We start from the raw sequence: 23,925 nt of genomic DNA, 5'->3' as shown, positions 1-23,925 counted from the left end.
ATGAAAAAAGCCCGGAGCATCGCTCCGGGCTTTTCACTTGGTCAGCCGTTACCAGTGGCGGTAGTAGTAGTGGCGCCGGGGGTAGTACGGCCCATCGCCGTAATAGGCATACGGGCCGGGGCTGTAATAGGCGGGCCCGCCATAATAGCCGTAGCCCGGACCATAGCCGTACGGATGGGACGCAGCGATCGCGCCTGCTGTGATCGCGCCGGCGGCGAGGCCGAATGCGAGGCCCGGGCCAATGCCGCGACCGCGCGCCTCTGCAGGCGCAGGCGCCGCGACCGCGGTCACGCCGACGGCCGCAACGGTGGCCAGAACTGCCAATGTCTTCTTCATGACTCTCCTCCTTCGCGTCTCGCGGGGACAACGTCGCCGGCCCGCGATGGTTGCGCGCAGGAGTGGAACCCGGGCGGCAGAAAATATCGGCACGAGCGGAACGAAAGCCGGTTCGGCGGATTGCATCTGCGAGTGCGGAAGCCTCCGCTATCCGGTTGAGGCGACAGCACGATGCCCCGTCAGCATCTCCGCGATGCTGGCGGGGTTTTTGGTTTCACGGACAGAAAAGGGCAGCAGACATCAATGGCTGCCAACGGGACGGATGCCGAGGAGGACACATTGCCGCTATCCGCTTTGCTGGGGCGCATCCGCAGGCTCGTTCCCAAATCCCGCGACCAGCATTACGACGAGATCGTCCGCAACTTCGGTGTCGGCGCGCTGCGCCCGCCGCCGACGCCGATGAGCGACGGCGAGCTGGCGCGGGCCATCGCCGAGTTCCTCAAGGAGCAGCCCTCGAGCGCGTCCGTTGCGACCCTCGGCCGGCGGCTGGACCCCTCCTCTCCGCTGTAAGCGGGTTTGTTTCTGGCGAGCACGGAACAAATGTTTCCCGCGTACGTTGAACCCTCTTCACGCAAGAAGGGACCCGACATGCCCGCGTGGCTTGAAGTTCTGCTCAACCTGTCCGGCTATGCCGGCTTCGTCGCGCTTGCGCGCCGCGGCACCGCGTGCCCGGGCCATTCCGCCGACGACCGCACCACCTATGGTGACGAGCGCTAATTGGTGTGGGGCGCCTGGCCTGCCGTGCGCACCAGCCGGTCGGCCTTGACCGCGACGCGCGTGTCCTCGAGCTGCGGCCGCAGCGAGAAGCTGATCACCACGAAGGCGAGGCAGAACAGCGAGCCGACGACGGCGACGCGCCGGTAGGTGTGGCGGTCGCCCTGATAAAAGGATGGTTCTGAAAAAGGTGTCATGCAAAGTTGCTCGTTGGCAAAGTCGTTTCTTGTCCTTGCCAAGACACCTATCCCAAGCAGCCGCAAGCGCAACGCGATTGGGGTTTTAACCTAACCGAATAGGGTTATCGGCTTTCCCGCAAATTTTCGTTAGGAGTTTGCGCAAGGCTTGAAACATCTGCCCTTGAGATCCCGGCGCGCCGCTTCAGACCAGCGTCCGCACCAAAACTCGTAAACGCTCTGGCGGAGCCGCGGGTACGGCTTTGTTCCAGCTTCGCCTGCGTTTCGTTCTCGAAGAACGAATCGGAATCGAAGAAATCGGCACGGAGCAACTCTTAAAGTGGTGCGGATCGCCGCGAAAGCGAACGCGCGATCGCAACGAAGGACCGATCACTCCGTGTCGTCGGGCTTTACTGGCGGCGACACCTGCGGCACCGAGGGCCTGCCTTTGCGCAGTCGCTTGTGCCTGTCGGACCAGAACACTTTGACGATTTCGGCGAGAAACCAGCACGCATCCATGTCGCTCTCCCTCGCTCCATTCCGTAACGAGGACACGAGGGCTGGACCGTGCGAAGCATCACGCGCACGCGCGGCGACAAGGCCTGTCCCGCATCGACACAGAAGGCACGCCTTGTTCTGCATCCGACTCCATTTCGTTCGCAAAGAACGAATCGGAGTCGAGCAAATCAGCGCGGTGCGACTCCTAACGATCGATGAAGGCGCGCGCCGTCACGGCTTCATCGGCAAGATTTTCAACGGCAGACGAGATCGCGCTTACTGGATCGCCGTCCCGGCGCGCCTCACGCCGCTCGCTTGGCGTTGGCCTTCTCGGAAAAACATTCGAGGATCTGGATGCGGAGCTCTTCGGCGGCCGGACCCTCAACCTTCCTCAGCTGATTCCAGAGCCTGATCACTTCGCGCTGTTTCTCGACGGTCATGAGTCACCTCCAACGTGATGACCAACTAGAACAAAATGAGAACAAAAAGTCCAGCCCCTCGCGCGTGATTTCCCACGCACATCGCCTCAAGCCTTGCTCGCGCTGCGCGGCCCCCTGAAAGCTGGGGATTTCCGCGCCCGGCCACTGGCGGTGCCGCCTGACGAACATGCTCCGTCGCCACGGCGGGTTGCTTTTTGGATTTTCAACCTTAAGTTCGAGGCGCTGGCGGCCAGGCGCTGAAATCCCAACGCCGCCGGCCAAGAGAGCCCCGTGCGAAAGCGCGGGGTTTTTCTTTTGGGAACGCGCCGTCGTCCTCCTCGTTAGCCATTCCGGAGCGAGGGACCGTGACCAGGAAATTTTACGCCGTCGAAGTGGTTCGTCAGATCGAGGAGACCGTGGAGATCATGGTCGAGGCCCCCGACGAGACCACGGCGCACGATGCGGCGCTTGCGCACCTCAAGGCGCGCGGCTCCGAATATCAGTGGCTCAATCCCAAATGTGAATTCATCGTCTGGCGCGAGCGCCAGATCGATCCGCCGGCGATCATCGATGTGTCGGTGTCGACGGAGTAGCGGCCGGAACGAATGTCCCTGCCCCGCGTTGTCCGCTCGAATTCAGTGGTGCTGGCGGCTGTGCGACGCGGCCGTCCAGCTTTGAGAAGCCCCGGCCCCCAACGCCGGGGTTTTTCTTTGCGGCGTCTCGAACAACAAGGCAGCGAACAACAAAGCAGCCACACGGGCGTTACACCGGGTGGCTGCTTTGACGACTGTCAGCTTCGCGCAAGATTCCGTCGCCGTCATCTCAACCGCCGAACGCCGGACAACGTTCCGGCGCGCGGCAAATTTCCGCGCGGCCTTTGTTGATCGTCAGACCGGCAAATTGTCGTTCAGCCCCGGCGGGACTTCGCTTTGCGCCGCCCGCTCGGCGAGGAGCAACTTTTCGGCCTCATACCAGAAGGTGTCCATCCTTCCCGCGGGCTCGCCGGCTTCCCGCCAGAGATGATAGGCGCGGTCCCGGATCTGTTCCTCGCTCAGACTGGCCATGTGACGTCTCCCTTTGGGAAGCAAAGCCTGACGACGCCCGAGAGTTCCTTGTCCGCGTCCGGCACATCAGCCGGCGGTCGTTGCGGCGCTCCGCGACAGGGAGCCACCGCGACGACGTCGCTGGCTGCTTAGACGGAGTCCTTGGCCACCTTCAGCGGCGAGGCCTTCACCGACTTGCTCGCCGGCTTCGCCGCGAACTGCATCGGCTCCTTGGTGAAGGGATTGACGCCCATGCGGGCTTCGGTCGCCGGCTTGTTCACGACCGACATCTTGGCGAAGCCGGGAATGACGAACTCGCCGGACTCGTTGAGCTCCTTGTAGCCGACCGTCGCCATGTACTCGATGACCGACTTCACGTCGTTCTTCGACAGCTGCGTGCCCTCGGCAATTGCATCAATCAATTGAGTTTTCGTCATCTTCGCCATGTCTGAATTCCTTTTGTGCGGGTGAGCAAATCCTGCTCAGGACGCGGCTGAACCACGCAAGTGTGATGCCGATTCACGCCGGAGGTCATGAAGTCACGGGGCTTAGAACCCATTGAAGCCCAAAACACAAGCATGGCTTCGGCCGGGGTTCCACCCTTTCCCGCGAAAGTGTCGCAGCATGCGCCGCGCTGGCTTTGAACCATTCTGCCGCTGGCGCGTCTAACTAATTGAAGTCCCCAAGCTTCACCCCCATCAGAGAGCCCCGCCTCCCCCAGGCGGGGCTTTCGCTTTTGGAGGCCTGGTGGAGCGCGCCGGCTGTTATATGGTCGGATGTTTCTCGTGAGGGGCTGATGAAGATTGCCATTGTTATCGCCGGCCTGATCGTCGTTGCGGTCGCCGCCCTGGTCGCCATCCAGCCGGAGTTCTTGAAGCCTGCGTCTCTGGCACAGGTCAAGAAATCCGACATCTTCGGCTTTTCGCCCGGGATGACATTCGAGGAGACCAACAAGCTCGTCACGCAACGTCACTACCGCTGCCGACAGGGTCGCGGTTCGTACATCCTCGAATGCGAAATCAACGGCGCCAAGGTCACGGTCTATAATGACGACGTCGACGCCAGCCACCCCATCCGGCGCGTCAATGCCGCGTTGAACAATCCGGGGCCGCAGGACGCGGCCGTCAAGTCGATCTCCGACCAGTTCAACGCTCAACCGACCAGGGACGCTCGCGAGGGATGGACGTGGATCGTCGGCCGTGGGCTCAAGCTGAGCTACGACGGCAGCGCCTTGAAGCTCGTGGACGAGGCCTGGGATAACAGGCTTCGCAACGACGAAGCCAAGCGCTAGGCGCGCTGCGCCGAAATGAGCGGACCTTCACCGCAACCCGGTTATCCCCAGCCAACGCGTCACCTCATCGTGAAACCTGCGGCCCGGCACACCTTGTTGAGACTTCGGTAACCTAACCCATCCACTCTCTCCGCCAGTATCGTTGCGTTGGAGTAAACTCACAGTGCTGAATTTTGACGAGCTGCGTGAACTCGCGGCTGATGTTCGCGTGTTTGTTGACATCGCCGAGGACAAGGCGGAAGCGCTCAAGGCCGTCATCGCGGCCTACGACGTGGTGCTGGCGATCTTCCCCTCGCAGGAGGGCATGGGCCTCCACGTCATCAAGGGCAAAGAGATCCTGGACAGGATCGCCAATTCGCGGACCCATGCGATCTACAGCCACACGGCGATTGCGGTTCCCGACCTCGAGCATGCGCAGATGCTCAAATATCTGACGGCGCCTGTCGAACGGCGGATTGCTGCGTAGTGACCCACGGCAAGCGCATCCTCACAATGACCGGCGGATAGGAACGGTCGGCTCTCCCGCACATTGATCCATCTCCAGATGAGGAGATTGCAATGAGCGTTGAAGGTAAAGCCAAGGAAGCCGCCGGCTACGTCAAGGAAGAGCTGTACGAGCACGGCAAATCGCCCGAGAGCCAGAAGAAGGCTCAGGAGGGTCGCGACCTCAGGAACGAAGGCCGCGTCGAAGACGGCAAGCCGCCGAAGACGACGAAGCCCGGCACCGGTCACTAGACCGACTTTTCGAAGACCGCCCCTGGCCATGTCAGGGGCGGCTTTTCATGTGCGCTCCTGCCCCGGACGCAGCGCTCGCGGCGATGCGAAGCATGGTCCAACAGCGACGAACACGCTGCGGCTACGTCCCATCTCGCATGTCCCTGGTCGCGAAGTGACATCCAAACGCCACCAGGACCAGGGCAAACGTCGAGCCGAGCAGAATTCGCAGGGTCGATCCCGTCTCCTGGCTCACGTACCGGACATCGTGCCGGTGCGCGTAGCGTTCAGGATGCGCGGCATCAGGCTCTTGAGGCGAGCTCGTCAAAAGCACAAGCCACGCGACGGTCCCGCAAATCGCCGCAACCCGCGCAATCTTTCCGAGCCTTTGAAGCCAGCGCTTCATGCCGCCCTCATCATGGCGTGGATCTCCGCTGCGCCTTTGTCCGGATCAGCCTTCATGAGCTCCAGGAGGTCGCCGCGCGTCTCAAGTATTCGGACCGGCCAGCAGCCTGAGGGCACTGAGAACGATGAGAATGGCGAAAGCACCGAGACCGTAGGTGAGTGCATTCACGACCCAGGATATGGCGATGCCTGCGAAGCTGGAGCCTCCGACCGCTCCCCAGAACAAATACGCTGCGGTGATGCCAGGCCACTCCAGCGAAAGAAAAGCGAAGTCGGTCAGCGGCTCGATGGCGAGGAGCACCGACGAGATGAGCGCCCCGATGGCCAATGCGATGATGAGGTTTGCCTTCACGGAGAGCATCAAAACCCCAGCAGCCCGGCGAAAACAGGAATGAGGAAATAGGCGGCGAGCCCGAGAAGGCCGCCCACGACAAGGCGTGCAGCGCGGCCGTGAATCCTCGTATCGAGCCACGCACAAACCGCCACCGCAGCCCGTCTCAGCCAGTCACCGACGAGGATTCTGACGAGATCAAACAGGAGTTCTGCAAAGAAAGCGGCCATGGCGTTTTGTCGCTTCACCTCTGGCGGGGTTCAATTGGGCTACGAACTACGGGATTACGGTGACAGTCATGACCAAACCTGAAAGTAGAACTTCACAGTCAAGCCCGGATCGTTCCCGGCATCGGCTCCGGAAACACCGGGCCGACGAACTGGCAAACCTCGCACCCGCAGGTGGGGTCATGAAACATCGCCGTTACGATGATGCTGTCCCACAGGTGGAAGCCCCAATACTGAAAATTCCAGCCGTCAGGGGTGAAGCGGTCGAAGAAATAGGCAAAGATGAGCGGGTACTCGCCGTGGATCACTTCCCGCCCACTCTCGGTATAGAGCTTGAAGAACTCCTCCGGGGGCTCATAGGGCGCCGTGATCCAGTACCGCATTCCCCATTCAGGAGGCAGTATCTCACCCGTGTGGTGGTAGTGCAGCCCGCGGATGATCTTCCAGAGCACCCGGAAGAACCGGTTGTGGTCGATCATCTTTGCCACACGGTTCGCGGGTAGGTGTACCCCCTTCACGACGTGCTTGAACTCGTCCATCACCTTGTTGACCAAGGCGACGTTTTTCCCAGCCCGCATCTTCTCGCGGACGCGGAAGTGGTGAGCATCACCCGCTATGCTTCCTTTCGTCATCGGCAACAGCGTGTGCACGAAATACTCCTCGTCCAACTGGTACGAGAGATTGCAGCCAGGATGTACCGGTATCGTGAGCAGCTTGTCGATGTTGTACTTGCGCCTCAGTTCTTTCGGGAAGAACAACTGAGGAGGTACATGGTCAGCCGAGGTTGGCCTCTCTAAGGGCTTGCCGCAGAGATAGCAGCGGGTGTGTTTCACCATGGACGAGGCACCCACACCACCAAGGCGATGATCGCGACGGCGGCGATAATACCGAGCCCGGTCGCGCTGATGCTGAATCCCCAGCCCTTAAATTCCAGATGATGTTTCGACATGACGCAGTTCTCCATTGAGAGGCGAATCATGTCTTTCAGGGGGATGATTTATGTGCCCGGCTTTTCGGGACTCGTGCAAGGGGTCCGCAAGAATTATTTGCAACCGACAGTACTAGTCCATTGATTTTGCTTGGTCTCGTCAGTCACCCCGTCTGAGTTATCCACCGACCAGCTCTCCGGTCCACCCCGTACACCGGTAGTTTGCGGCCCCGGATTCGCACCAGATTCTCGACCTCTTCCACCAGCGACAGCGGCACCCTCAAGGGCACCGTGGGCTCACCATGCTTCCCGGTACCGGCGCCAGCACGGTATGGCGAGTGACGATATTCGGCCGTGCCGAAATTGCGGTGACAGTGCACTGGCCTCATTCGCCGTCTGGCGCAGATGGCTTGGGTCCGCGCTTGGCTGGCTTGAGGACGCGCCCGGTCTAGCGTTCGATACCGGCCAGAAAGCGGTCGTCGCCGAGCGTCCTTGGCTGCCCTCTGGCGGGGTTCAACTGCCAAGGGTTGGCCATTGCGGGTGCCGGTTCGATAGGTTGCTGGCAAGGTCACTGCTCGACACTCATAAACAGCCATCATCGCCGAGGAACGGGCCGATCGGGGCCGGATTGGTTTTTCACCGTGAGTGATGCCGATGCGGATTGACGAAAAGCCCGCCGCAAGGCGGGTTCTCATTTAAGAGAATTCCCTGCATAGTGCAGCATGGCTAAAGCAAAAGTGACCTTCAAAACCGTCCGCCTCTCAGACAGCGACTGGAAGATATTGGCGGACTACCCCGACCGCGAACAGCGCGAAATCACCGGATTCGCCAGCAAGGCAGATGCCGACGACTGGATCAACGGCGATCGCAAGATCGCATGGCTCCGTTCCCAGGGTTACGCCAAGTGAACTAGCCAAGTGAGCTAGCCAAGTAACGTAGCTGTCGCGCGCACACCGCGATCCCCCTTTTTGATGTTGCAGCCGCGTCGTGTCATGTCCTCGCGCGGACAGAAGGTCACGCATGCGCGGCCCACGCCTTGCGTCGGCAATAGGACCCTCTCGCGCCCCCTGCAACCAAAAGGTGCAACTTCAACCGGAGCCAATCAAGGGGAGATCGTCATATTGCCGGACCAGATCCCCTGGGGCCCGGTCGACGCGCGTGGCGCGCAAGTTGCCGTGGTGGTCGGCGATCCCAGCAAGCCCGGCTTGTACATGGTCTACAACAAGTGAACCAAGGGCAACCATTTCAGCCGTCCGCACTTCCATCCGAACGACCGCATCATCGTCGTGCTGCAAGGCACCTGGTGGGTCGGCTCAGGCCCGAAGTTCGATCCTGACAATGGCACCGTGCCTATGCCCGCAGGCAGCTTCGTCACCCACACCGGCGAGCAGGTGCACTAGGCCGTGTACCCATAAACCCGGCGGCGTGATGCGACGAAAAACAATGTCGGCTTTGCCCCTATAGCGACCAAGTTCGTGCGACAGACGGATTCAATCGCATCCGCAAACGTCGAACTTTTGATCCCGGCTGCTCATCACCTTGGGTCAGTTCGGCCGCTGCTTCGGGGGCATCGAAGCCAAAGTGGATGACCAAGTGCCATTGGCTTGCTTTCGCCGAAGGTGGTGGAGAAGCTGGGGTATGTGATGGGGCTGGTGCGGGAGCGAGCGTGACTCGTTCGCATCCGTCGCGAAGCGCGAACGCTGCTCGCAGCCACTTCAATTCGTCGTGGTCTTGCCGCCGCGCATGGACACGAGCTTGTCCTCACCAAATCCGAGAATGAGCCAAGCGGTCTCATCGAAACCGTCTGCGAGCTTTCCCTCGTGAGAATACACGATCTGAGCAGCTTCCGACTTCGACGGCGGTCCCAACGCTGTGATGACCTCCTGACGCGACATACCTAAATGCAGCTTGCTGTCGAGGACGACGGGCGAGAACTTTTCCGGGATGATGGCGCAATCGGCCGAGGCCCCGGCGTCTTTCTCGGTGAGCTCTTCAACGATCTCCGTGACGAGATGGTCCGGGCCGCCCATCTCTCCGCTGGACACCACCCATAATCGATGCTGCGCGCGCCGATAACACAGCCAATAGATGCTATCTCCAGCGTCGCCTTGGTGTCGGATGGTCCCTTCGCCCACGGCTTCGCGAACCGCGCCGAGCCGCGTCTCTTCGAAGCGGCCGGCGAATGCGCCTAGCGAAAAGCGGGTCGCCAATCTCTTCACGACTGTCGGCGGCACGCGCTCGAACGCATGTTCGTCGACTGGGGGCGGCGGTGTCTGCGCGAAGCAGTCGTCCGCCGGGATCGCGAAAAGGAGAAGGAGCAAGAAGAGCGTCTTTCGACCATCAACTCCGAATTGCCTATATATTTCTCGCCTCAGCAGGTCGCGCCTAGGCGTCGAGAGTGCGGGCATCGGTTTCTGGGTGTCGGACACGTCAGTCACCCCAGCTTCCCTTCATTGATCTTGTGCGCAACCTCGCCAACAGAGCTGCCAGCGATGACGGCGGTCACGATTGGCCAAAAACCCGCCACCATGACGATAGCACCCCAGCGCGTGTCTTCGCCGGGCCGTCTGTAGCCATCGTTGATGCCGCCGAGGATCAACCAGATCAGGCAGCCAATTGCATATCGCTTGAACCATTTCACGGCGAAATACCTTCCAGATATGGGCATTAGTGACCGTGACATTGAGGATGGTTCATCGGCAGGACCGGGCTTGCTCATTGACGAGAAGCGCTGAATTCCGCTGACAGCGCATTGAACTCATCCGCGAGTCCCGGCCGACGCTGCGGCTCGTCCGTCCACGCTTAGCTAGCTTGCCGCACCAACCGTCTCTCCCTCACGCACATTTGCCCCCGCCCCCTGCCCCTCCGCCCACTTTCCTGCTATCTCATCCCCCGCCGTCCCGGCCCAAAGCAAAACCCCATCCGTTCAAGGGAGCAACAACCATGCGTTATCTCCACACCATGCTGCGCGTGCGCAATCTCGATGTCGCGCTGAAGTTTTACCAGGATGCGCTGGGACTGAAGGAGGTGCGGCGGATCGAGAACGACAAGGGGCGCTTCACGCTCGTCTTCCTGTGCTCGGCGGACGATCTCGAGGCGCTGAAGAAGCAGCCGCAGACGCGCGGCGCGCCGCTGGTCGAGCTCACTTACAATTGGGACGAGGAGAAGTATGGCGAGGATCGCTTCTTCGGCCATCTCGCCTATGAGGTCGACGACATCTACGCAACCTGCGCGCAGCTGATTAAGGCCGGCGTCACCATCAACCGTCCGCCGCGCGACGGCAACATGGCCTTCGTCCGTTCGCCGGATCTGCACTCGATCGAGTTGCTGCAGAAGGGCGAGCCGAAGGCGCCGGCCGAGCCCTGGTCGTCGATGCCGAATACCGGCCACTGGTAGGGCCGCGACGCAGGAACTAGCCCTCGCTACCCGTGTTGTCCCTCCGACATAACTATTGGAGGAGGACGCAATGGGACGAGGACTGTTGCTGTGGATGCTTGGCGTGCCGATCCCGGTGATCATTCTCTTGTGGCTGTTCTTCGGCCACTGATCATCGGGCTCGATTTGCCGGGTTCGATTTGCCAGGCTCAACTTGCTAGGTTCAACTTGCCAAGTTTGGCTTGCAATGAAAGCTCCGCCGACGGCGGAGCTTTTTGCATGAGGGGCGCGCCGCAATCGCCGTCGCTCCCGCCAGGGAATTCCGCTATCACGCGCGCCAAAGCGAAATGCGGGAGGACTTCATGCCGGACACCAAGCGGACGATCTGGGGCCGCGCCAACTCGGTCAATGTGCAGAAGGTGCTGTGGTGCCTCGCCGAGCTCGACCTGCCCTATGAGCGCATCGACGCCGGCATGAGCTTTGGCAAGACCCGCGAGCCCGACTATCTCGCGATGAATCCCAATGCGCGGATCCCGACGCTGGTCGAGGGCGACTTCGTGCTGTGGGAGTCGAACTCCATCATGCGCTATCTCTGCCTCGCGCATGGCCGCGGCACGCCGCTCTATCCCGAAGCCGCGAAGCTGCGCACCAGCGTCGACCGCTGGCTCGACTGGACGCTGTCGATGGTCCAGCCGGTCGACCGCCCGGTGTTCTGGGGCATCGTGCGCACGGCCCCCGCCGAGCGCGACATGATCCAGGTGCAGCGGGATGCCGATGCCGCCGCCGAGGTCTGGGCCATCGCCGACCGCCTGCTGTCATCGCGCCGCTTCATGGATGGCGACCAGTTCACGCTGGCCGACATCGCGATCGGCGCCTATGCGCGGCGCTGGCTCGGCGTCGAGGGCATCACCCGTCCGGCGCAACCGCATTTGACCCGCTGGCTCGCCGAGCTCGGCAAGCGGCCCGGATTTGCCCAGTTCGTCGCACCGCCGATGTCGTGAGCCGGCGGCGCGGCGTAAGCTGTGCTGACTGCGCGATGAATCGTCGTCACGGCGCATGCATCAAGCGTCGCGCCGGCACTTGACGGCTACTGTGCATGGGGTTGTTTTCGCGTTTTTGCTCTGGGCGGTGCCTAGCGCCAGCCGCGCTCGACCAGCAGCACGCAGATGATCAGCACCAGCGTCACGGCGGCGGTGGCGAGCTTGGCCGTCCAGCTCAGGCCGCGCCCGACCCACAACAGCAGTGCGCAATACATCACGAAGGGGACGATGATGTCGGGCCGCATGAGATCCGGCGGCATCGGCTTCAGCGCCTGACCGTGGTCTCGACGCTGACCGAGCCGCCGATCTTCACGCAGGTGCCGGTACCCTCGACCATGACGAAGCGCGGGCCATAGGAGGCGCAGGAACCGGCCTTCGCCGTGCCACCCGTCCCCTTCAGCGGCAGAGCCTTGCCGGCCTGCGGCCCCTCGGCAGGCGGAAGGCGCAGGGCCTCGGCCGCGGCCGCGGACGTGGCCAGCAACGGGAGGAGGATGAGGAGCGGCGCGCGCATGCAACCGTTCTAGCCCGGACCGGCGCCCCGCGCCATCCGGGTCGCCTCGCCCGGGATCAGATGAACTTGACGCCCGCCGATTTGCCGCGGCGCCAGATCACCTGGCAGCTCCGCCCGGTGCGGGCATCACGCGCGAACGCCATCCGGATCACGCCCGGGAGCTGGCTCGCGTCCTCGTCCAGCATGATCTTCGCGCCGGTATCGGAGATGTCCTGGACCAGGCAATGCCGCGCCGCGAATCCGCCGTCGAGCGTGATCCAGGCGTGCCGCGACAGCGATTTGCGGGCTGCGCGCTTCTTGGGCTGGGGCATGGACAAATTTCTCCGGTTCCAGCGCTAGCTCAGGCCCCCCTAAGAAACCGTTGAAATCGCCCCCGAATGTAACGGGGGTGGAGGCTATCCACCGGTCCCAAAAGACCGTTCCCGAACGGCTTGCCCACGGCGCCAAAGGCCACTATACGTTCGCCCGCTGCAGCCGCCGGGCTCGACTCGGATGGCCGGCGGCCATGCCGTGAAAAGCGGCGGGGCCTTGTGTTTGCTCCCTTCGTCTATCGGTTAGGACGCCACCCTTTCACGGTGGAGAGAGCGGTTCGATTCCGCTAGGGAGCGCCAACAAAATCAATCACTTGCCGCCCTCCTCCGCCGCCGTGTCCAACACCTGTCCAATATACGGGTATGGACTCGTACACAGCGCCGGGTCGCGGAGCTGCGCGAAATGGAGCGCCTTTGCTCGGATTGGGCGGACGATGACGATCTCGTTCTCGCGCGCGATGGACTGAACGCGCTGGCGGCCGACTACCGCGCAGCTGCGGACGCGATGGTTCCCTCTGGTGCTGTTTGGGACCTTTAGGGCGCGGTGAGCGTTGAGGCGTTAGCACCGGGGCAGGATCGCGAACCCCGGAGTTCGGATCATGAGCACGATCCCTGCGGACCTCGAAAGAAAGTTCGAACAACGGTGGGCCGCCAGATTGGCGCGGCACATTCCGCCGGCTCCATTTGCGCGCCCAGCCTGTCCGAGGTGCAAGGCCCAGATGATGCTCGTCAGCATCGAGCCAAAAAGCCTAAGCGTGGACCTGCACATGTTTCGCTGCGCTGTCTGCAATCACGCACTTACGACATTCGCAACGCATGAAGATCCCATGCATTCCAATGGCCGCTGGCTTCAAGGCGATTTGCGCCCACCGAAGTAACCCGCGCTGCAAGTCGTGACCGAAGGCGAGATGCCGCGGCTGCCGGAAGGTTTCAGGGTCGAGCTCGACAAGGACGGTTGGCGGCACTGACTCGCGCGAAGCGGCGATGGCCTCAATGCATCTGCCGCTCTGACTGATCTTCACTAATCCGCCAGCCGCGTAGGGCATGACCATGTCCGATGACTGGACCAAACGAGCGACGAACATCCTTCGAGAACTTCATGCTGCCGAGACGGAGCTAATCGGCAGGGGTGTTATCCTGACCGACGGTAAGGCGGGGACGGTTGATCACGTCTTCCTTGACGAGGTGCACGGGCTCCGGATCTCGATCGGTGGCCACGACGGCAAGTGGCCGATTTCGACTCTGAAGCTTCTAGACTCCGGTTTCGCCAGATAGCTTGTCCGCCCGGTCACCGTCCGCGGTGATCACTCGGTGACCGGGCGCCCAGCGCGGACTTCGAAGGCCTGCTCGCCGGTGCCTGGCCGAGTAAGCCAGTCACAGTTTACCTGGAGTGGCAGCCATGATGCAGAACGTTGTAGCCGGATGCGTCGCAGTGGCTTTGATTATCCTGGCCTTGATTGGCTTCGCCCAAACGCACCATGAATGTTGGCACGGGCACGTGCTCCTAACCCATGAGCCCTGCGGATCCGTCAGCCCTTCAATATAGGAACAACCATTTTCCGCTGATCTAGGCGCGGGACCAAAGCCCCGCCGCTCGTGAAGTTCTGCCAGCACAGGTAAGCTTGCGGACGACTCAGCGCGAAAGCCCCCCTACCGCCCGGTAACCGCCTTCTGGCGCGCAGCGTTCAGGCCTGCCTTTGTCTGTGCAGTTGCGGCACTCGCGGGCTCTCGATTTGGGGGCGGCTCATTGAGGTCTCGGGCCCACGGCGCGCCAGATCGAGCAACTGACTTCGGAGCGGCATGTTCTGAGCTGGAGCAGGCAGAGACGAGAGAGACGACAACAAGGGACATCCCCGTCCGGCCCAACGTTTGAGTGATCCTGTTCATCAGGCAATCAACTTCTGGCGCGGTCTTACTGTTGGCGCCTGCGATCCGCTCTAGCATCGAAATAGATGACCACCGCGAATGTGGCGCCTAGAGCCAAAACGCTGACACAGCCGGTAATCAACGCCACCGCCATCATAGCTGGATCAGTATTTCTACGGCGTCAGGGCTGGGCAATTCACGAATGATTAGCGCATGCAACAAGGCTGGGGCCCGCCAGCGTGAACCGGCGGGGCCTTTGCTTTTCCACACCCACGATGCGCAGTAGCCCGCGTTCGTTCCGCGGCCCAAGGGATTGATAATTTGACTCTCGCGGCGCCAGGCTTCGATGGCGCAATGACCAAGGTAGAGAACCGAGCGGCCGCCAGGGCCTACCACCAGGAGCGGATGCGTAAGCTCGACGAGGAAGCCAAAGCAGCACGCATTTTTAGACGGGGATAAACGACCATGGACATCATCCCATCTCTTTCACGGTGGAGAGAGCGGTTCGATTCCGCCAGGGAGCGCCATCATCCGGGCCATCGGGTGATGCGGCGAAATCCGCCCCCCTCCATGAACCTCCCTGCCCCTGACCGACGACCAATGTCCCGTTGGAACCGGTACAGGCCATGGTGCTGCATAAATCCCCCTCGGACCGCCAGACCGGCGCCGCCTCGCCGGCACCGCCGTCCTGGATGCACCGTACAGCGCCCTACGCGCCGGAGCGGCGCGCCAGAATGCTGGAGCACATGGCGCGCGCCCGATCGCTTCCGCAGCCCCAGGCCGCAACCGCGATAGCGCCGTCGCGCACGAGCGGCGTGGACATACTCGGCGATGCCTTCGGCTACGCGGTCCTGTTCGGTGTCATCGCCCTGCTCTTCCAGTCGCGCATTCCGCTCTACCTCGGCGCCTATCTCTTCCTCACCGACGGCGAGCGCATCGAGCACGCACTCAGAGCGGTCGGCATCCGGTTCGAGCCCAACACGATCGGCCCCGACATCATCAAGGGCTTCGCTTCCCTGTTCGGATGGTTCGCGCTGCTCGCATCCTTGCGGGGCTCCGTGCCGGCCTGGCTTGCGGCATGGATGCCGCCGGACACATCCTGGTCCACCATTGCCGGCATCGCCGTCGTGTTCGCGACCGTCGAAGCGTCTGCGGGGCTGGCGATGCGGCACGCATTGCCGTGGTTCGGATTTCAGATCAGGCCGGACAGCCTGACCGCGACGGCGATCAAGCTCCTCATGGCCCTTGGCCTGCTCGCCTTGCTGGTGCTGCTCGGATCTCTCTGAGCGGCACGCAATGACGATGTCGTGAGACGGCCGGGGCGTTTACCGGAAATTTACCCCTACTATTTGATCGGCGTATCGTTTGCTTAGACGTTGCGCCCTACCGTGAATCTACGGAAACAATCCGAAACACGATTGGCGTTCATGTCCGTCTCAGAGTTCCTCCGGCAGCGTGCAGTGGAAGTCAGCGTGAGCGGCAGCTACTCGCTGCCGCGCTGGTACGATTGTGAGGGCCAGCTGCGCACCTTCGCCTGCCGCACCAAGCGTGTCTCCCCGTTCCGCATGATCGTCGACGTGCCTGTTGTCGGCAAGGTCGGCGAGCGCGTGACCTCCTATTTCCAGGACTTTGGCGAATTCCAGTGCACCATCAGCGCGACGCTGAAGGCGGGATTCCTGATGGAACTCGACATGACGCGGGAGCGGCGCGCCTGGATGTCGGAAAAGCTGACCTGGCTGGAGAAGAAGCAGAAGGACGCCAGCATTTTGGAACTGCGCAATGACGCGCGCTTCGTTCCCCAGGTCTCGCACACCTTTCTGACGCTCGCCGACGGCAGCACCCATGCCTGCTTCATCATCGACGTCTCCACGGCCGGGGTCGCGATATCCTGCGAATACGACCCGCCGATCGGAACCCCGCTTGCGGTCGGCGCCTGCGTCGGGCGCGTCATTCGCAAATTCGACAACGGCTTTGCGGTCAAGTTCGCCGAGAAGCAGCAGCGGGACGACCTCGTCCGCCTGGTCGTCCGTACGCCCATGCTGCAATCGGCCTGAATCGGCCCGATCGATTTTAACTCAATTTTAACTAAATACTGGAGGTGCTGATCCCCGCACGGTAGGGTGTGACCCAGCACGTCCGCAATCACTGCGGGCCCCGACTTATTGGAAGTCCCGGAATGTCCATCGCTGAGTTCGCCCCGGCAGAGACCGCCCAAAACGCGCCCGCCGTCGCAAAGCCGCAGCTCCCGCCCGGCGTCATCACTGAAGGCCCGCTCGTCCAGGCCAAGTTGCGCGAAAGCTATCTCCTCCTCGGTATTCTCTACGTCGGCGCCGTCGCGGGCATCATCTGGGCCATCACGCAAGGCGTCGGCAAGGTGGAGCTGTTTACCTTCGCCTGGATGTTCGCGCTGACGACGTTCGGCATCGGCGCAGGCATGCACCGCCTGTTCGTCCATCGCAGCTTCCGCACCGGCCCGATCATGCGCGTCTTCTTCTGCGCCATCGCCCAGATGGCGGTGCAGGGCTCGATCGCGAAATGGGTCGCCAACCACCGCCGCCATCACCTCTACGCCGACGACGTCGGCGATCCCCACAGCCCGCAATTCGACGGCTTCGGCAATCGCTATGTCAGCGCGCTCAAGGGCTTTTTGCACGCCCAGGGCAGCTGGGTGTTCGACCAGGCGACCACCGACAACGAATACTACGCCAAGGACATCCTCGCCGATCCGATCGCGATGTTCTTCGTGCGCACGCGCTGGGTCTGGTACGGGATGTCCGGCGTCTTCATTCCCGCCGTAATCGGCTACACCTTCGGCGGCGTGCACACCATGATCGGCTGCGTGCTGTTCTCCGGCCTGCTCCGCTGTTACCTGCTGATCCTCACCAGCCAGCTCACCGGCTCGGTCTGCCACGCCTACGGCTACCGCCGCTTCGAGGTCGAGGACGCCTCGACCAACGAGTTCGTGACCACGATCCTCACCTTCGGCGAGGGTCTGCACAACAACCATCACCGCTTCCCGCGGGACGCCTATATCTCGCACGCCTGGTGGGAGATCGATCTCAACGGCCTGATCATTCTGGGCATGGAGAAGATCGGCCTCGTCCACGACGTCTTCCACGCCTCGCACCGTCAGCTCGAGCTGGCGTCCGAAGCGGAGGCGCAGGCAGCCACGACGGCGCGCTAAAGGCGGCGGGCGGCGGCCGTTCCTCCGGCCGCCTTGCCTCCGCTCCGCTGCCCTATCGCGGCCCCATTGCGGGATCAGCTTTTGAGGGTCTGTGCCTCGTGCCGGACCTCATTTGCAGACTTGCGATCGGGGGACCGAATGGCAGTCAACAAGATTAGGATTGATAAGATCACTTGGGACAGGGTTGGCCGGGTCACCGAGCCCGGACGCTACATGTACACCTTTGGCTGGCTGACGATTACGGCCGGCGATCTCGATATCTGGAAGCAATATCCGCAAGCCGCCTTCACGCTGCTCGCGCACCACGCCGAGCCGGACGAGGCCGTCGGCGAGGAATTCCATCTCGGCGCCTTCGACATCGCGCCGGACACCCCACCGCCGTTCACCACGCATTGAAGGGCGGGAACGCCGGCCCAAATCGCCTTGCGGGCTGCGCGCGGCGCACGCGACCGCGGGAACGCATGGCATGCACGTTGCTTAATCAACGTCATGATGCACATCCCCGCCGTCGACCAGGCCTTCCTGCTGCTGCTCATCGTCTTCTGCCTTGGCACGTGCCTCGTACGCGCCTTCTGGGAGCTGGAGCAGGTGCGGGCACGCCGGGTCGCTGCGCCGCCCCGCGGGCGCACAACGAAGCGTGACTAGGCCGGTTGGCCCGGCCGCGCGTTGTCCAGGCGGCAGCCACGCCGCCTCTGGACACGCCGTTCGCACACGTGCATCGTGAATCGAAGAAACCTGCGCAGTGCATTGATCTGACTTGCCAATCGCGATCCGGTGACGAGCGCGGGCCGCTCCCATCAATGACGAATTGGTTCTGTCATGCGCTTGATTGCGCTCGCATCCTACACGTTCGGTGCCGATCCCGATGAACGCTGGCTGTCGCGCCTGTTAAGTGACGCGACAGCAAATGCATGACACATGGTCGCATCGGTAGACGTAGATAAGCAGATCAAGGGAACCTATTTTCGGCGCCGATGTACCTGATTGAAGCTTTGCCCACTGTCATCGGAACTGCCGCCATCGCCCCGGCGCTGCTGATGCTGTGGCTCGTCATTGCCGCCGAGGAGCGCCCGGGGCCGCCGGCCCAGGTCTGGACTGCGTTCCTGCTCGGCGCGGCCAGCATTTCGCTGCTGGGCCTCGCCCGCGCGCCCTTCGCCAAGATGGTTGCGGCCCCTGACAACCCTTGGGCGGCGCTCGCCATGCATTCGGTCTTCGGGGTCGCGCTGCCCGAGGAAGCCGTCAAGGTGATCGCCATCGTGCTGGTCTCCTCGACCAAGCGGCGGACCTTCGCCAATCCGATGGATACCGTGGTCTATGGCGCCGCCGTCGGCCTCGGCTTCGCCGCCTACGAGAACCTCGCCTACCTCGTCCAGCACGCCGAGATGTGGCGCTCGCTGGCCGCCCTGCGCAGCGTGCTGACCGTGCCGTTCCACGGCGCGCTCGGCATCATCGCCGGCGCCTACCTGACGATCGCGCGCGCCGGCACGGCGCTGGGTGCCAACCGCCACCATCGCGACTGGGCCCGCCTGTCCAGCCGCCTGCTGATCTTCGCAGGCCCGGTCGCGCTGCATTCGGCCTTCGACTTCCCGCTGCTGACCTTGCAGCGGATGCCCGATCTCGATCCGACGCTGCGGATGTGGCTGGGCGGAGCGAGCCTGCTGATCGGCTTCAGCTCGATCGCCTTCGCCATCCGCCTGGTGCGGCGGGTCGCGCGCCATCACGCGCCGAGGACCGATATCGCGCGGGAGCGGCTCAGCCAGCTGCGCCGGATGTGGGCGCTGCTGCTCGCCGGCGGCGGCGTCGGCTTCCTCGGCCTCGCCTTCGTGCTGACCTCGATCCATCACTGGCTGATCAACCCGGAGCGCAATCTGACGCTGGCCCTGATCCCGATCGGCTTCGTCTCGATCCTGCTCGGCCTCGCGCTCCTGATCGTCACGATCGCGATCTACATTCTCGGCCGCAACCGCGTTCGCACCAGCAGCGAAGGTTTTTCGTCAGCGCACGGCGGCGGTTGAGCCCCGGGATGGCAAGCGCGGTGTGTGCATACTAGATTGAGCACACATCTTTCGATCTGGAGCCTGCCGATGACATCGCCTGAGGATTTTTCCCGGCTGCAATCCGCCATGAGCGAAACGGTCAAGGCGCATTGGAAGGCTTTCCTGTTCGAAGGCATCCTGCTTGCCGTTCTCGGCGTCGCCGCGCTGATCCTGCCGCCGCTCGCGAGCCTTGCGATCACGATATTCCTCGGCTGGATGTTCCTGATCAGCGGCATTGGCGGACTGATCGTGACCTATTGGGCGCGCAGCTCGCCGGGTTTCTGGTGGTCGCTGATCTCGGCCGCGCTGGCCGTGCTCGCCGGCATGCTCCTGCTGGCCCGGCCGATGCAGGCCGTGCTGACGCTGACCATCGTGCTCGGCGCCTACTTCCTCGCCGAGGGCGTCGCCACCATCATGTATGCGCTGGAGCACCGCCGCGAGCTGAGCAGCCGCTGGTCCTGGCTCCTGATCTCCGGCCTCGTCGACATCGCCATCGCGTTCATGGTGATCACGGGGCTGCCGAGCTCGGCGGAATGGGCGATCGGCATCCTCGTCGGTATCAATTTGCTGTTCGGCGGCGCCACCCTGATCGGCATGGCGCTGGCGGCACGCAAGAGCAACAGTTGAGGGTGCCTCGTGGCCCCTCGCGCCGATTGGGGGGTGACAACCCGCCAATCGCACGCTATATGAGCGGCCATGATCACCCTCGTCACCAGCTATTTTTGGTACTTTAGCTACGACAGCTCGCTGGCGGCAGGAGGATCGCGCTCAATCTGAATATTGAAGCAAACGTCCGAACAAGCCGCCAGACCTGGCGGCTTTTTTATTGCCGGCAGGTTCAAACAGACAGGAGCCCGCCGTGCTGAGCACGACCGACGATCTTCGTATCCGCGAACTGAAAGAGCTGAGCACGCCGGAAGAGGTGATGCGGGAAGTCCCGCGCACGCTCACCGCAACGCGTGTGGTGATGGCGGCGCGCAACGCCATCCATGCCATCCTCAACGGCCAGGACGACCGCCTGCTGGTCGTGGTCGGCCCCTGCTCGGTGCACGATCCCAAGGCCGCGCTCGAATATGCCGAGCGCCTCGCGAGCTTGCGCGAAGACCTTGCCGACCAGCTCGAGATCGTGATGCGAGTCTATTTCGAGAAGCCGCGCACCACCGTCGGCTGGAAGGGCCTGATCAACGATCCCGACCTGGACGGCAGCTTCGACATCAACAAGGGCCTGCGGCTGGCGCGCAACGTGCTGTCCGCGGTAAACAATCTCGGCCTGCCCGCCGGCGCGGAATTTCTGGACATGACGACGCCACAATACATTGCGGACCTCGTGTCCTGGGCCGCGATCGGCGCGCGCACGACCGAGAGCCAGATCCACCGCGAGCTGGCCTCGGGGCTGTCGTGCCCGGTCGGGTTCAAGAACGGCACCGATGGCAATGTGCGCATCGCGGCGGACGCGGTGAAGTCGGCCTCGCATCCGCATCATTTCATGGCGGTGACCAAGCTCGGCCGCTCGGCGATTGCCTCGACCGCGGGCAACGAGGACTGCCACATCATCCTGCGCGGCGGCAGCAAGCCGAACTACGACGCGGCAAGCGTCGCGGCGGCCTGCAACGATCTGGCCAAATCCGGCGTCGCGCCGCTGGTGATGGTGGATGCGAGCCACGCCAATTCGAGCAAGAAGCCGGAAAACCAGCCGCTGGTCATGGCCGACATCGCCGGCCAGATCTCAGGTGGCGAGAACCGTATCATGGGTGTGATGATCGAGAGCAATCTCGTTGCCGGCCGCCAGGACGTGGTGCCGGGCAAACCGCTGACCTACGGCCAGAGCATCACGGACGGATGCATCGACTGGGCGACCACGGCAACCGCGCTCGAGCAACTCGCTGACGCGGTCGAGATCCGGCGCAACACGAAGCGCGCGGGGCTGCACGAACGCTCGGCGTAAGGCCAAAGCCAACGCGGGCGGGGCGAGCTGTCGCGCCCTGCCCGCCGCTAGCCACAAGCTAACAGCCGCGGCAGATGCTCTTGATCTTCTTGTCGAGCGCCGCGTCTTCCTTATTCACGGGATTATTCGGATCGCTCAGATTCTTCTCGTTCGGCACATCGCCGGCGCGCGGCTGGCGATGACCGATGGGTGCCTGCGGCACTGATCCCGACGTGGCGCCGCCGGATGTCGACCCCTTGGAGCCGCTGGGCTGTGCAACCGCCGCTCCGCCAAGCAAGACCACGAGCGACGCTGCCACCACCATGATCTTCTTCATGTCCGTTCCTCCATTCTCAAACCCACGTTCTCTGCATCGCCGCTCACGTCTCGGGCGGATAGAGATGAACGTCGCCGCAATAATCCACGATACGATAGCGCGTTTCCGTCTCCGCTTCACGCGCGTCGGCTGCGGTATTTTGCACCGCCAACACATAATTCGGCCCCACCGGCGATTTGCCGGCGCCGCCGGGAATGTCGATGACATAGTCCGGCTGACACAGTCCTGACACCCGTCCGCGCAACTGCCGCATCAAATCCTGCCCCTGGGCCAGCGTCGTTCGCAAATGCACGGTGCCCGGCGCGAGATCGCCGTGATGCAGATAATAGGGCTTGATCCGGCATTCGACGAAAGCTCGCATCAAATCCGACAAAGCGGCAATGCTGTCGTTGACGCCGCGCAAAAGCACGGACTGGCTCACCATGGGAATTCCGGCATCGGCAAGCCGCGCGCAGGCCGCGCGCGCAGGCCCCGTCAACTCGCGCGCATGGTTGGCATGCACCGCGACCCAGGTGGTCGCGCCCTCGACCTTCAACGCAGCCACCATCTCGTCGCTGATCCGCGCGGGATCGGCTACCGGCACGCGGGTGTGAAGACGGATGATCTTGACGTGATCGATTCCCGCGAGATCGGCCATGATCTCGCTCATCCGGCGCGGCGACAGCATCAAGGGATCGCCGCCGGTCAGGATCACTTCCCAGATCTCGCTGTGCGAACGGATGTAATCGATCGCCGCGCGATATGCGCCGTCCGAGAGCGCGTTCTCCTTGCCGGGCCCGACCATTTCGCGGCGGAAGCAGAAGCGGCAATAGACCGCGCAGACGTGGACGAGCTTGAACAGCACGCGGTCGGGATAGCGATGGACGATGCCCGGAACCGGCGAGTGCGGATGATCGCCGATCGGATCGGCGCTCTCGCCTGGCTGCATCTCCAGTTCCGCGACGGTCGGAACGAATTGCCGCGCGATCGGATCGTCGGGATCGGACGTGTCGATCAGCTCGACCAGCGCCGGCGTGATCGCCACCGCATAGCGCGCGGCGACACGCTCGAGCGCGGGCAGCGCTTCGGCAGGTGCAAGCTGTGCGGCCACAAGTTCGGCCGGCTCACGCAGGGTGCGTGCAAGGTTGGTCTTCGTCATGTCTCACTTAACGTTTCATTTGCAGGCGGTGTCCACACCACCTGATCGATCCGCGCTGCGCCGCTCGCCAGCATCACCAGCCGGTCGAAGCCGAGCGCGACACCGCTCGCCTCCGGCATTTGGGCGACCGCGGCCAGAAAATCTTCGTCCAGCGGATAGGCCTCGCCATAGCGGCGCTGCTTCTCCGCCATCGATTCCGTGAAGCGCTTGCGCTGTTCCTCGGCGTCGGTCAACTCGCCAAAGCCGTTGGCGAGCTCGACGCCGCAGGCATAGACCTCGAACCGCTCGGCGACCCGCGGGTCATCGGCCTTCACCCGCGCCAACGCCGCCTCTGGAGATGGGTATTCGAACAGAATGGTCAAACGCCCCTGCCCCAGCTGCGGCTCGACATGCTCGACCAGGACCTTGCTGAAGATGTCGGACCAGGTGTCGTCCTCCGTCACCCGGACCTTGGCGCCGGCCGCCTGCGCGAGCGCGGCACGGTTACCCTCGCCGCCCGAGATTGTCGACAGCAGGTCGATCCCTGCGAACCGCTCGAAGGCGCCGGCGACCGTCACCAGCTCCGGCTCGGCGAAGGGGTCGGCGGTTCGGCCGCGGAACGAGAAACTCCCGATTCCGGTCGCCTGCGCGGCGCGGGCGATGACGACGACGGTGTCCGCCATGATGGCATCGTAGGGGGCGCGAGCCCGGTACCATTCCAGCATGGTGAATTCGGGCAGATGCAGGTCGCCGCGCTCGCGATCACGGAACACCCGTGCGAATTCGAAAATCCGCTCCTCGCCGGCCGCCAGCAGCTTCTTGCAGGCGAATTCCGGCGAGGTCCGCAAGTACCGGCTGGCACGGCTGCCATCGGGCCGCATGATCTCGGTCCGGGGGGCGTGCAGATGGGTTTCGTTACCCGGGGAGACCTGAAGGACCGAGGTTTCGACCTCGAGGAACCCCTGCTCGGCGAAAAAGCCCCTGAGAGACCCGGTAATGGCCCCCCTGGCCTGGAGGAACGGCCGCCGGTCGAGGTGCCGCGAGGGCGACCAGAACGGCGAAATCGGCTTGTCCCCAACCATCAACCGGCCGCCCCGCAGGCCAGCAAAATGCTGGCATTCAATGACAAAATGCGTATGTTG

34 protein-coding genes and 1 tRNA gene are annotated in these 23,925 nt (G+C 63.0%); 18 read left to right on the top strand and 17 right to left on the bottom strand.

The window, feature by feature from the left end; translation table 11 throughout:
- Positions 1-48 precede the first annotated feature (48 nt).
- Positions 49-336 carry a hypothetical protein gene (locus AB7535_RS13965; protein WP_439036502.1) on the bottom strand — a complete coding sequence of 96 codons (288 nt, stop codon included), beginning with the start codon at positions 334-336 and terminating at the stop codon, positions 49-51.
- A 243-nt stretch (positions 337-579) separates the two neighbouring features.
- Between AB7535_RS13965 and AB7535_RS13960 the strand changes: the two genes are divergently transcribed.
- Entirely contained in the window at positions 580-846 is a 267-nt protein-coding gene (locus AB7535_RS13960) for a hypothetical protein (protein ID WP_175627352.1), read from the top strand.
- Between the two features lie 78 nt (positions 847-924).
- Positions 925-1,053 carry a hypothetical protein gene (locus AB7535_RS13955; RefSeq protein WP_439036501.1) on the top strand — a complete coding sequence of 43 codons (129 nt, stop codon included), beginning with the start codon at positions 925-927 and terminating at the stop codon, positions 1,051-1,053.
- Here AB7535_RS13955 and AB7535_RS13950 read toward each other — a convergent pair.
- From AB7535_RS13950 to AB7535_RS13940, 3 genes are all read right to left on the bottom strand, one after another.
- A complete protein-coding gene (locus AB7535_RS13950) occupies positions 1,050-1,247 on the bottom strand; it encodes a hypothetical protein (RefSeq protein WP_248883244.1) in 198 nt (65 codons plus the stop codon). The genes AB7535_RS13955 and AB7535_RS13950 overlap by 4 nt on opposite strands.
- A 369-nt stretch (positions 1,248-1,616) precedes the next feature.
- Positions 1,617-1,745 carry a hypothetical protein gene (locus tag AB7535_RS13945; protein ID WP_439036500.1) on the bottom strand — a complete coding sequence of 43 codons (129 nt, stop codon included), beginning with the start codon at positions 1,743-1,745 and terminating at the stop codon, positions 1,617-1,619.
- A gap of 281 nt (positions 1,746-2,026) precedes the next feature.
- Entirely contained in the window at positions 2,027-2,164 is a 138-nt protein-coding gene (locus tag AB7535_RS13940) for a hypothetical protein (RefSeq protein ID WP_166096469.1), read from the bottom strand.
- Positions 2,165-2,508: 344 nt separating this feature from the next.
- Here AB7535_RS13940 and AB7535_RS13935 point away from each other — a divergent pair, with 344 nt between their 5' ends.
- Positions 2,509-2,736, top strand: coding sequence for a hypothetical protein (locus AB7535_RS13935; protein ID WP_063983455.1), 228 nt, complete (start codon positions 2,509-2,511; stop codon positions 2,734-2,736).
- A gap of 294 nt (positions 2,737-3,030) precedes the next feature.
- On the opposite strand, the gene AB7535_RS13930 is transcribed toward AB7535_RS13935, so the two are convergent.
- Together AB7535_RS13930 and AB7535_RS13925 are read right to left on the bottom strand one after the other, a co-directional pair.
- Positions 3,031-3,207, bottom strand: coding sequence for a DUF2934 domain-containing protein (locus AB7535_RS13930; RefSeq protein ID WP_071914188.1), 177 nt, complete (start codon positions 3,205-3,207; stop codon positions 3,031-3,033).
- Positions 3,208-3,335: 128 nt separating this feature from the next.
- Positions 3,336-3,632 carry an HU family DNA-binding protein gene (locus tag AB7535_RS13925; RefSeq protein ID WP_071914190.1) on the bottom strand — a complete coding sequence of 99 codons (297 nt, stop codon included), beginning with the start codon at positions 3,630-3,632 and terminating at the stop codon, positions 3,336-3,338.
- A 350-nt stretch (positions 3,633-3,982) separates the two neighbouring features.
- Between AB7535_RS13925 and AB7535_RS13920 the strand changes: the two genes are divergently transcribed.
- The 3 genes from AB7535_RS13920 to AB7535_RS13910 all read left to right on the top strand — a co-directional run bounded on the left by AB7535_RS13920 (position 3,983) and on the right by AB7535_RS13910 (position 5,212).
- Positions 3,983-4,477: a hypothetical protein gene (locus AB7535_RS13920; RefSeq protein WP_085401245.1), complete on the top strand. Its 495-nt coding sequence runs from the start codon at positions 3,983-3,985 to the stop codon at positions 4,475-4,477.
- A 163-nt stretch (positions 4,478-4,640) separates the two neighbouring features.
- On the top strand, positions 4,641-4,943 hold the full coding sequence (locus AB7535_RS13915) for a hypothetical protein (RefSeq protein ID WP_028150997.1): 303 nt from the start codon (positions 4,641-4,643) through the stop codon (positions 4,941-4,943).
- 92 nt (positions 4,944-5,035) lie between these two features.
- Positions 5,036-5,212 carry a hypothetical protein gene (locus AB7535_RS13910; protein WP_014495468.1) on the top strand — a complete coding sequence of 59 codons (177 nt, stop codon included), beginning with the start codon at positions 5,036-5,038 and terminating at the stop codon, positions 5,210-5,212.
- A gap of 466 nt (positions 5,213-5,678) precedes the next feature.
- Here AB7535_RS13910 and AB7535_RS13905 read toward each other — a convergent pair whose 3' ends face one another.
- From AB7535_RS13905 to AB7535_RS13895, 3 genes are all read right to left on the bottom strand, one after another.
- Entirely contained in the window at positions 5,679-5,957 is a 279-nt protein-coding gene (locus AB7535_RS13905; RefSeq protein ID WP_439036499.1) for a hypothetical protein, read from the bottom strand.
- On the bottom strand, positions 5,957-6,157 hold the full coding sequence (locus tag AB7535_RS13900) for a hypothetical protein (protein ID WP_439036498.1): 201 nt from the start codon (positions 6,155-6,157) through the stop codon (positions 5,957-5,959). Before AB7535_RS13900 ends, AB7535_RS13905 begins: the two co-directional genes overlap by 1 nt.
- A 98-nt stretch (positions 6,158-6,255) precedes the next feature.
- Positions 6,256-6,990 (bottom strand): hypothetical protein, encoded by a 735-nt coding sequence (locus AB7535_RS13895; protein WP_439036497.1) that lies wholly within the window; start codon positions 6,988-6,990, stop codon positions 6,256-6,258.
- Positions 6,991-7,804: 814 nt separating this feature from the next.
- Here AB7535_RS13895 and AB7535_RS13890 point away from each other — a divergent pair.
- Positions 7,805-7,990 carry a hypothetical protein gene (locus AB7535_RS13890; RefSeq protein WP_439036496.1) on the top strand — a complete coding sequence of 62 codons (186 nt, stop codon included), beginning with the start codon at positions 7,805-7,807 and terminating at the stop codon, positions 7,988-7,990.
- A gap of 807 nt (positions 7,991-8,797) precedes the next feature.
- On the opposite strand, the gene AB7535_RS13885 is transcribed toward AB7535_RS13890, so the two are convergent.
- Entirely contained in the window at positions 8,798-9,511 is a 714-nt protein-coding gene (locus AB7535_RS13885; RefSeq protein ID WP_439036495.1) for a hypothetical protein, read from the bottom strand.
- 5 nt (positions 9,512-9,516) lie between these two features.
- Positions 9,517-9,723: a hypothetical protein gene (locus AB7535_RS13880; protein ID WP_439036494.1), complete on the bottom strand. Its 207-nt coding sequence runs from the start codon at positions 9,721-9,723 to the stop codon at positions 9,517-9,519.
- Positions 9,724-10,025: 302 nt separating this feature from the next.
- On the opposite strand from AB7535_RS13880, the gene AB7535_RS13875 reads away from it, so the two are divergent.
- Positions 10,026-10,478, top strand: coding sequence for a VOC family protein (locus tag AB7535_RS13875; protein WP_439036493.1), 453 nt, complete (start codon positions 10,026-10,028; stop codon positions 10,476-10,478).
- A gap of 341 nt (positions 10,479-10,819) precedes the next feature.
- Positions 10,820-11,458, top strand: a complete 639-nt coding sequence (locus AB7535_RS13870) for a glutathione S-transferase family protein (protein ID WP_439036492.1) — start codon at positions 10,820-10,822, stop codon at positions 11,456-11,458.
- Positions 11,459-11,589: 131 nt separating this feature from the next.
- Here the strand turns inward: AB7535_RS13870 and AB7535_RS13865 are convergent, their stop codons facing one another.
- From AB7535_RS13865 to AB7535_RS13855, 3 genes are read right to left on the bottom strand one after another with little or no spacing between them, the layout of a single operon-like run.
- Positions 11,590-11,757 carry a hypothetical protein gene (locus AB7535_RS13865; RefSeq protein WP_014495480.1) on the bottom strand — a complete coding sequence of 56 codons (168 nt, stop codon included), beginning with the start codon at positions 11,755-11,757 and terminating at the stop codon, positions 11,590-11,592.
- 5 nt (positions 11,758-11,762) lie between these two features.
- Positions 11,763-12,008, bottom strand: a complete 246-nt coding sequence (locus AB7535_RS13860; RefSeq protein ID WP_283016370.1) for a hypothetical protein — start codon at positions 12,006-12,008, stop codon at positions 11,763-11,765.
- 56 nt (positions 12,009-12,064) lie between these two features.
- Positions 12,065-12,319, bottom strand: coding sequence for a PilZ domain-containing protein (locus AB7535_RS13855; RefSeq protein ID WP_071914215.1), 255 nt, complete (start codon positions 12,317-12,319; stop codon positions 12,065-12,067).
- A gap of 225 nt (positions 12,320-12,544) precedes the next feature.
- Here AB7535_RS13855 and AB7535_RS13850 point away from each other — a divergent pair.
- The 9 genes from AB7535_RS13850 (at position 12,545) to AB7535_RS13810 (ending at position 21,350) form a co-directional block, all read left to right on the top strand.
- Positions 12,545-12,619, top strand: a tRNA-Glu gene (locus AB7535_RS13850).
- Positions 12,620-13,363: 744 nt separating this feature from the next.
- Positions 13,364-13,594, top strand: coding sequence for a photosystem reaction center subunit H (locus AB7535_RS13845; protein ID WP_081369264.1), 231 nt, complete (start codon positions 13,364-13,366; stop codon positions 13,592-13,594).
- 1,217 nt (positions 13,595-14,811) lie between these two features.
- Positions 14,812-15,471, top strand: coding sequence for a hypothetical protein (locus tag AB7535_RS13840; RefSeq protein WP_439036491.1), 660 nt, complete (start codon positions 14,812-14,814; stop codon positions 15,469-15,471).
- A gap of 141 nt (positions 15,472-15,612) precedes the next feature.
- A complete protein-coding gene (locus tag AB7535_RS13835) occupies positions 15,613-16,239 on the top strand; it encodes a PilZ domain-containing protein (RefSeq protein WP_282519402.1) in 627 nt (208 codons plus the stop codon).
- A 122-nt stretch (positions 16,240-16,361) separates the two neighbouring features.
- Positions 16,362-17,369, top strand: a complete 1,008-nt coding sequence (locus tag AB7535_RS13830) for an acyl-CoA desaturase (protein WP_135213544.1) — start codon at positions 16,362-16,364, stop codon at positions 17,367-17,369.
- Between the two features lie 138 nt (positions 17,370-17,507).
- Positions 17,508-17,765 (top strand): hypothetical protein, encoded by a 258-nt coding sequence (locus AB7535_RS13825; protein WP_063983473.1) that lies wholly within the window; start codon positions 17,508-17,510, stop codon positions 17,763-17,765.
- Positions 17,766-18,343: 578 nt separating this feature from the next.
- Positions 18,344-19,384 (top strand): PrsW family glutamic-type intramembrane protease, encoded by a 1,041-nt coding sequence (locus AB7535_RS13820; protein ID WP_439036490.1) that lies wholly within the window; start codon positions 18,344-18,346, stop codon positions 19,382-19,384.
- 69 nt (positions 19,385-19,453) lie between these two features.
- Positions 19,454-20,032 (top strand): HdeD family acid-resistance protein, encoded by a 579-nt coding sequence (locus AB7535_RS13815; protein ID WP_063983474.1) that lies wholly within the window; start codon positions 19,454-19,456, stop codon positions 20,030-20,032.
- A gap of 232 nt (positions 20,033-20,264) precedes the next feature.
- Entirely contained in the window at positions 20,265-21,350 is a 1,086-nt protein-coding gene (locus AB7535_RS13810; protein WP_135213543.1) for a 3-deoxy-7-phosphoheptulonate synthase, read from the top strand.
- A gap of 58 nt (positions 21,351-21,408) precedes the next feature.
- Here the strand turns inward: AB7535_RS13810 and AB7535_RS13805 are convergent, their stop codons facing one another.
- The 3 genes from AB7535_RS13805 to epmA are packed head-to-tail and all read right to left on the bottom strand — an operon-like array spanning position 21,409 to position 23,865.
- On the bottom strand, positions 21,409-21,666 hold the full coding sequence (locus AB7535_RS13805; RefSeq protein ID WP_085401231.1) for a hypothetical protein: 258 nt from the start codon (positions 21,664-21,666) through the stop codon (positions 21,409-21,411).
- A gap of 43 nt (positions 21,667-21,709) precedes the next feature.
- Positions 21,710-22,804 (bottom strand): lysine-2,3-aminomutase-like protein, encoded by a 1,095-nt coding sequence (locus AB7535_RS13800; protein ID WP_135213542.1) that lies wholly within the window; start codon positions 22,802-22,804, stop codon positions 21,710-21,712.
- Positions 22,801-23,865 carry an EF-P lysine aminoacylase EpmA gene (gene epmA, locus AB7535_RS13795; protein WP_439036489.1) on the bottom strand — a complete coding sequence of 355 codons (1,065 nt, stop codon included), beginning with the start codon at positions 23,863-23,865 and terminating at the stop codon, positions 22,801-22,803. The genes AB7535_RS13800 and epmA overlap by 4 nt, the downstream gene beginning before the upstream one ends.
- Positions 23,866-23,925: the final 60 nt, after the last annotated feature.

Origin of the sequence: Bradyrhizobium sp. 956_D2_N1_4, assembly GCF_052076025.1 — a bacterium.
Taxonomy (GTDB): domain Bacteria; phylum Pseudomonadota; class Alphaproteobacteria; order Rhizobiales; family Xanthobacteraceae; genus Bradyrhizobium; species Bradyrhizobium barranii.
Note: the sequence above shows the minus strand (reverse complement) of the source record. Positions and strands in the feature narration are given on the sequence as shown.

Bases quoted from the DNA above. Each gene is read 5' to 3' on its own strand.
- AB7535_RS13965 (WP_439036502.1), bottom strand. From the start codon at position 336: ATGAAGAAGACATTGGCAGTTCTGGCCACCGTTGCGGCCGTCGGCGTG.
- AB7535_RS13960 (WP_175627352.1), top strand. From the start codon at position 580: ATGGCTGCCAACGGGACGGATGCCGAGGAGGACACATTGCCGCTATCC.
- AB7535_RS13955 (WP_439036501.1), top strand. From the start codon at position 925: ATGCCCGCGTGGCTTGAAGTTCTGCTCAACCTGTCCGGCTATGCCGGC.
- AB7535_RS13950 (WP_248883244.1), bottom strand. From the start codon at position 1,247: ATGACACCTTTTTCAGAACCATCCTTTTATCAGGGCGACCGCCACACC.
- AB7535_RS13945 (WP_439036500.1), bottom strand. From the start codon at position 1,745: ATGGATGCGTGCTGGTTTCTCGCCGAAATCGTCAAAGTGTTCTGGTCC.
- AB7535_RS13940 (WP_166096469.1), bottom strand. From the start codon at position 2,164: ATGACCGTCGAGAAACAGCGCGAAGTGATCAGGCTCTGGAATCAGCTG.
- AB7535_RS13930 (WP_071914188.1), bottom strand. From the start codon at position 3,207: ATGGCCAGTCTGAGCGAGGAACAGATCCGGGACCGCGCCTATCATCTC.
- AB7535_RS13925 (WP_071914190.1), bottom strand. From the start codon at position 3,632: ATGGCGAAGATGACGAAAACTCAATTGATTGATGCAATTGCCGAGGGC.
- AB7535_RS13920 (WP_085401245.1), top strand. From the start codon at position 3,983: ATGAAGATTGCCATTGTTATCGCCGGCCTGATCGTCGTTGCGGTCGCC.
- AB7535_RS13910 (WP_014495468.1), top strand. From the start codon at position 5,036: ATGAGCGTTGAAGGTAAAGCCAAGGAAGCCGCCGGCTACGTCAAGGAA.
- AB7535_RS13905 (WP_439036499.1), bottom strand. From the start codon at position 5,957: ATGCTCTCCGTGAAGGCAAACCTCATCATCGCATTGGCCATCGGGGCG.
- AB7535_RS13900 (WP_439036498.1), bottom strand. From the start codon at position 6,157: ATGGCCGCTTTCTTTGCAGAACTCCTGTTTGATCTCGTCAGAATCCTC.
- AB7535_RS13895 (WP_439036497.1), bottom strand. From the start codon at position 6,990: ATGGTGAAACACACCCGCTGCTATCTCTGCGGCAAGCCCTTAGAGAGG.
- AB7535_RS13890 (WP_439036496.1), top strand. From the start codon at position 7,805: ATGGCTAAAGCAAAAGTGACCTTCAAAACCGTCCGCCTCTCAGACAGC.
- AB7535_RS13875 (WP_439036493.1), top strand. From the start codon at position 10,026: ATGCGTTATCTCCACACCATGCTGCGCGTGCGCAATCTCGATGTCGCG.
- AB7535_RS13870 (WP_439036492.1), top strand. From the start codon at position 10,820: ATGCCGGACACCAAGCGGACGATCTGGGGCCGCGCCAACTCGGTCAAT.
- AB7535_RS13865 (WP_014495480.1), bottom strand. From the start codon at position 11,757: ATGCCGCCGGATCTCATGCGGCCCGACATCATCGTCCCCTTCGTGATG.
- AB7535_RS13860 (WP_283016370.1), bottom strand. From the start codon at position 12,008: ATGCGCGCGCCGCTCCTCATCCTCCTCCCGTTGCTGGCCACGTCCGCG.
- AB7535_RS13855 (WP_071914215.1), bottom strand. From the start codon at position 12,319: ATGCCCCAGCCCAAGAAGCGCGCAGCCCGCAAATCGCTGTCGCGGCAC.
- AB7535_RS13845 (WP_081369264.1), top strand. From the start codon at position 13,364: ATGACCATGTCCGATGACTGGACCAAACGAGCGACGAACATCCTTCGA.
- AB7535_RS13840 (WP_439036491.1), top strand. From the start codon at position 14,812: ATGGTGCTGCATAAATCCCCCTCGGACCGCCAGACCGGCGCCGCCTCG.
- AB7535_RS13835 (WP_282519402.1), top strand. From the start codon at position 15,613: ATGTCCGTCTCAGAGTTCCTCCGGCAGCGTGCAGTGGAAGTCAGCGTG.
- AB7535_RS13830 (WP_135213544.1), top strand. From the start codon at position 16,362: ATGTCCATCGCTGAGTTCGCCCCGGCAGAGACCGCCCAAAACGCGCCC.
- AB7535_RS13825 (WP_063983473.1), top strand. From the start codon at position 17,508: ATGGCAGTCAACAAGATTAGGATTGATAAGATCACTTGGGACAGGGTT.
- AB7535_RS13820 (WP_439036490.1), top strand. From the start codon at position 18,344: ATGTACCTGATTGAAGCTTTGCCCACTGTCATCGGAACTGCCGCCATC.
- AB7535_RS13815 (WP_063983474.1), top strand. From the start codon at position 19,454: ATGACATCGCCTGAGGATTTTTCCCGGCTGCAATCCGCCATGAGCGAA.
- AB7535_RS13805 (WP_085401231.1), bottom strand. From the start codon at position 21,666: ATGAAGAAGATCATGGTGGTGGCAGCGTCGCTCGTGGTCTTGCTTGGC.
- AB7535_RS13800 (WP_135213542.1), bottom strand. From the start codon at position 22,804: ATGACGAAGACCAACCTTGCACGCACCCTGCGTGAGCCGGCCGAACTT.
- epmA (WP_439036489.1), bottom strand. From the start codon at position 23,865: ATGGTTGGGGACAAGCCGATTTCGCCGTTCTGGTCGCCCTCGCGGCAC.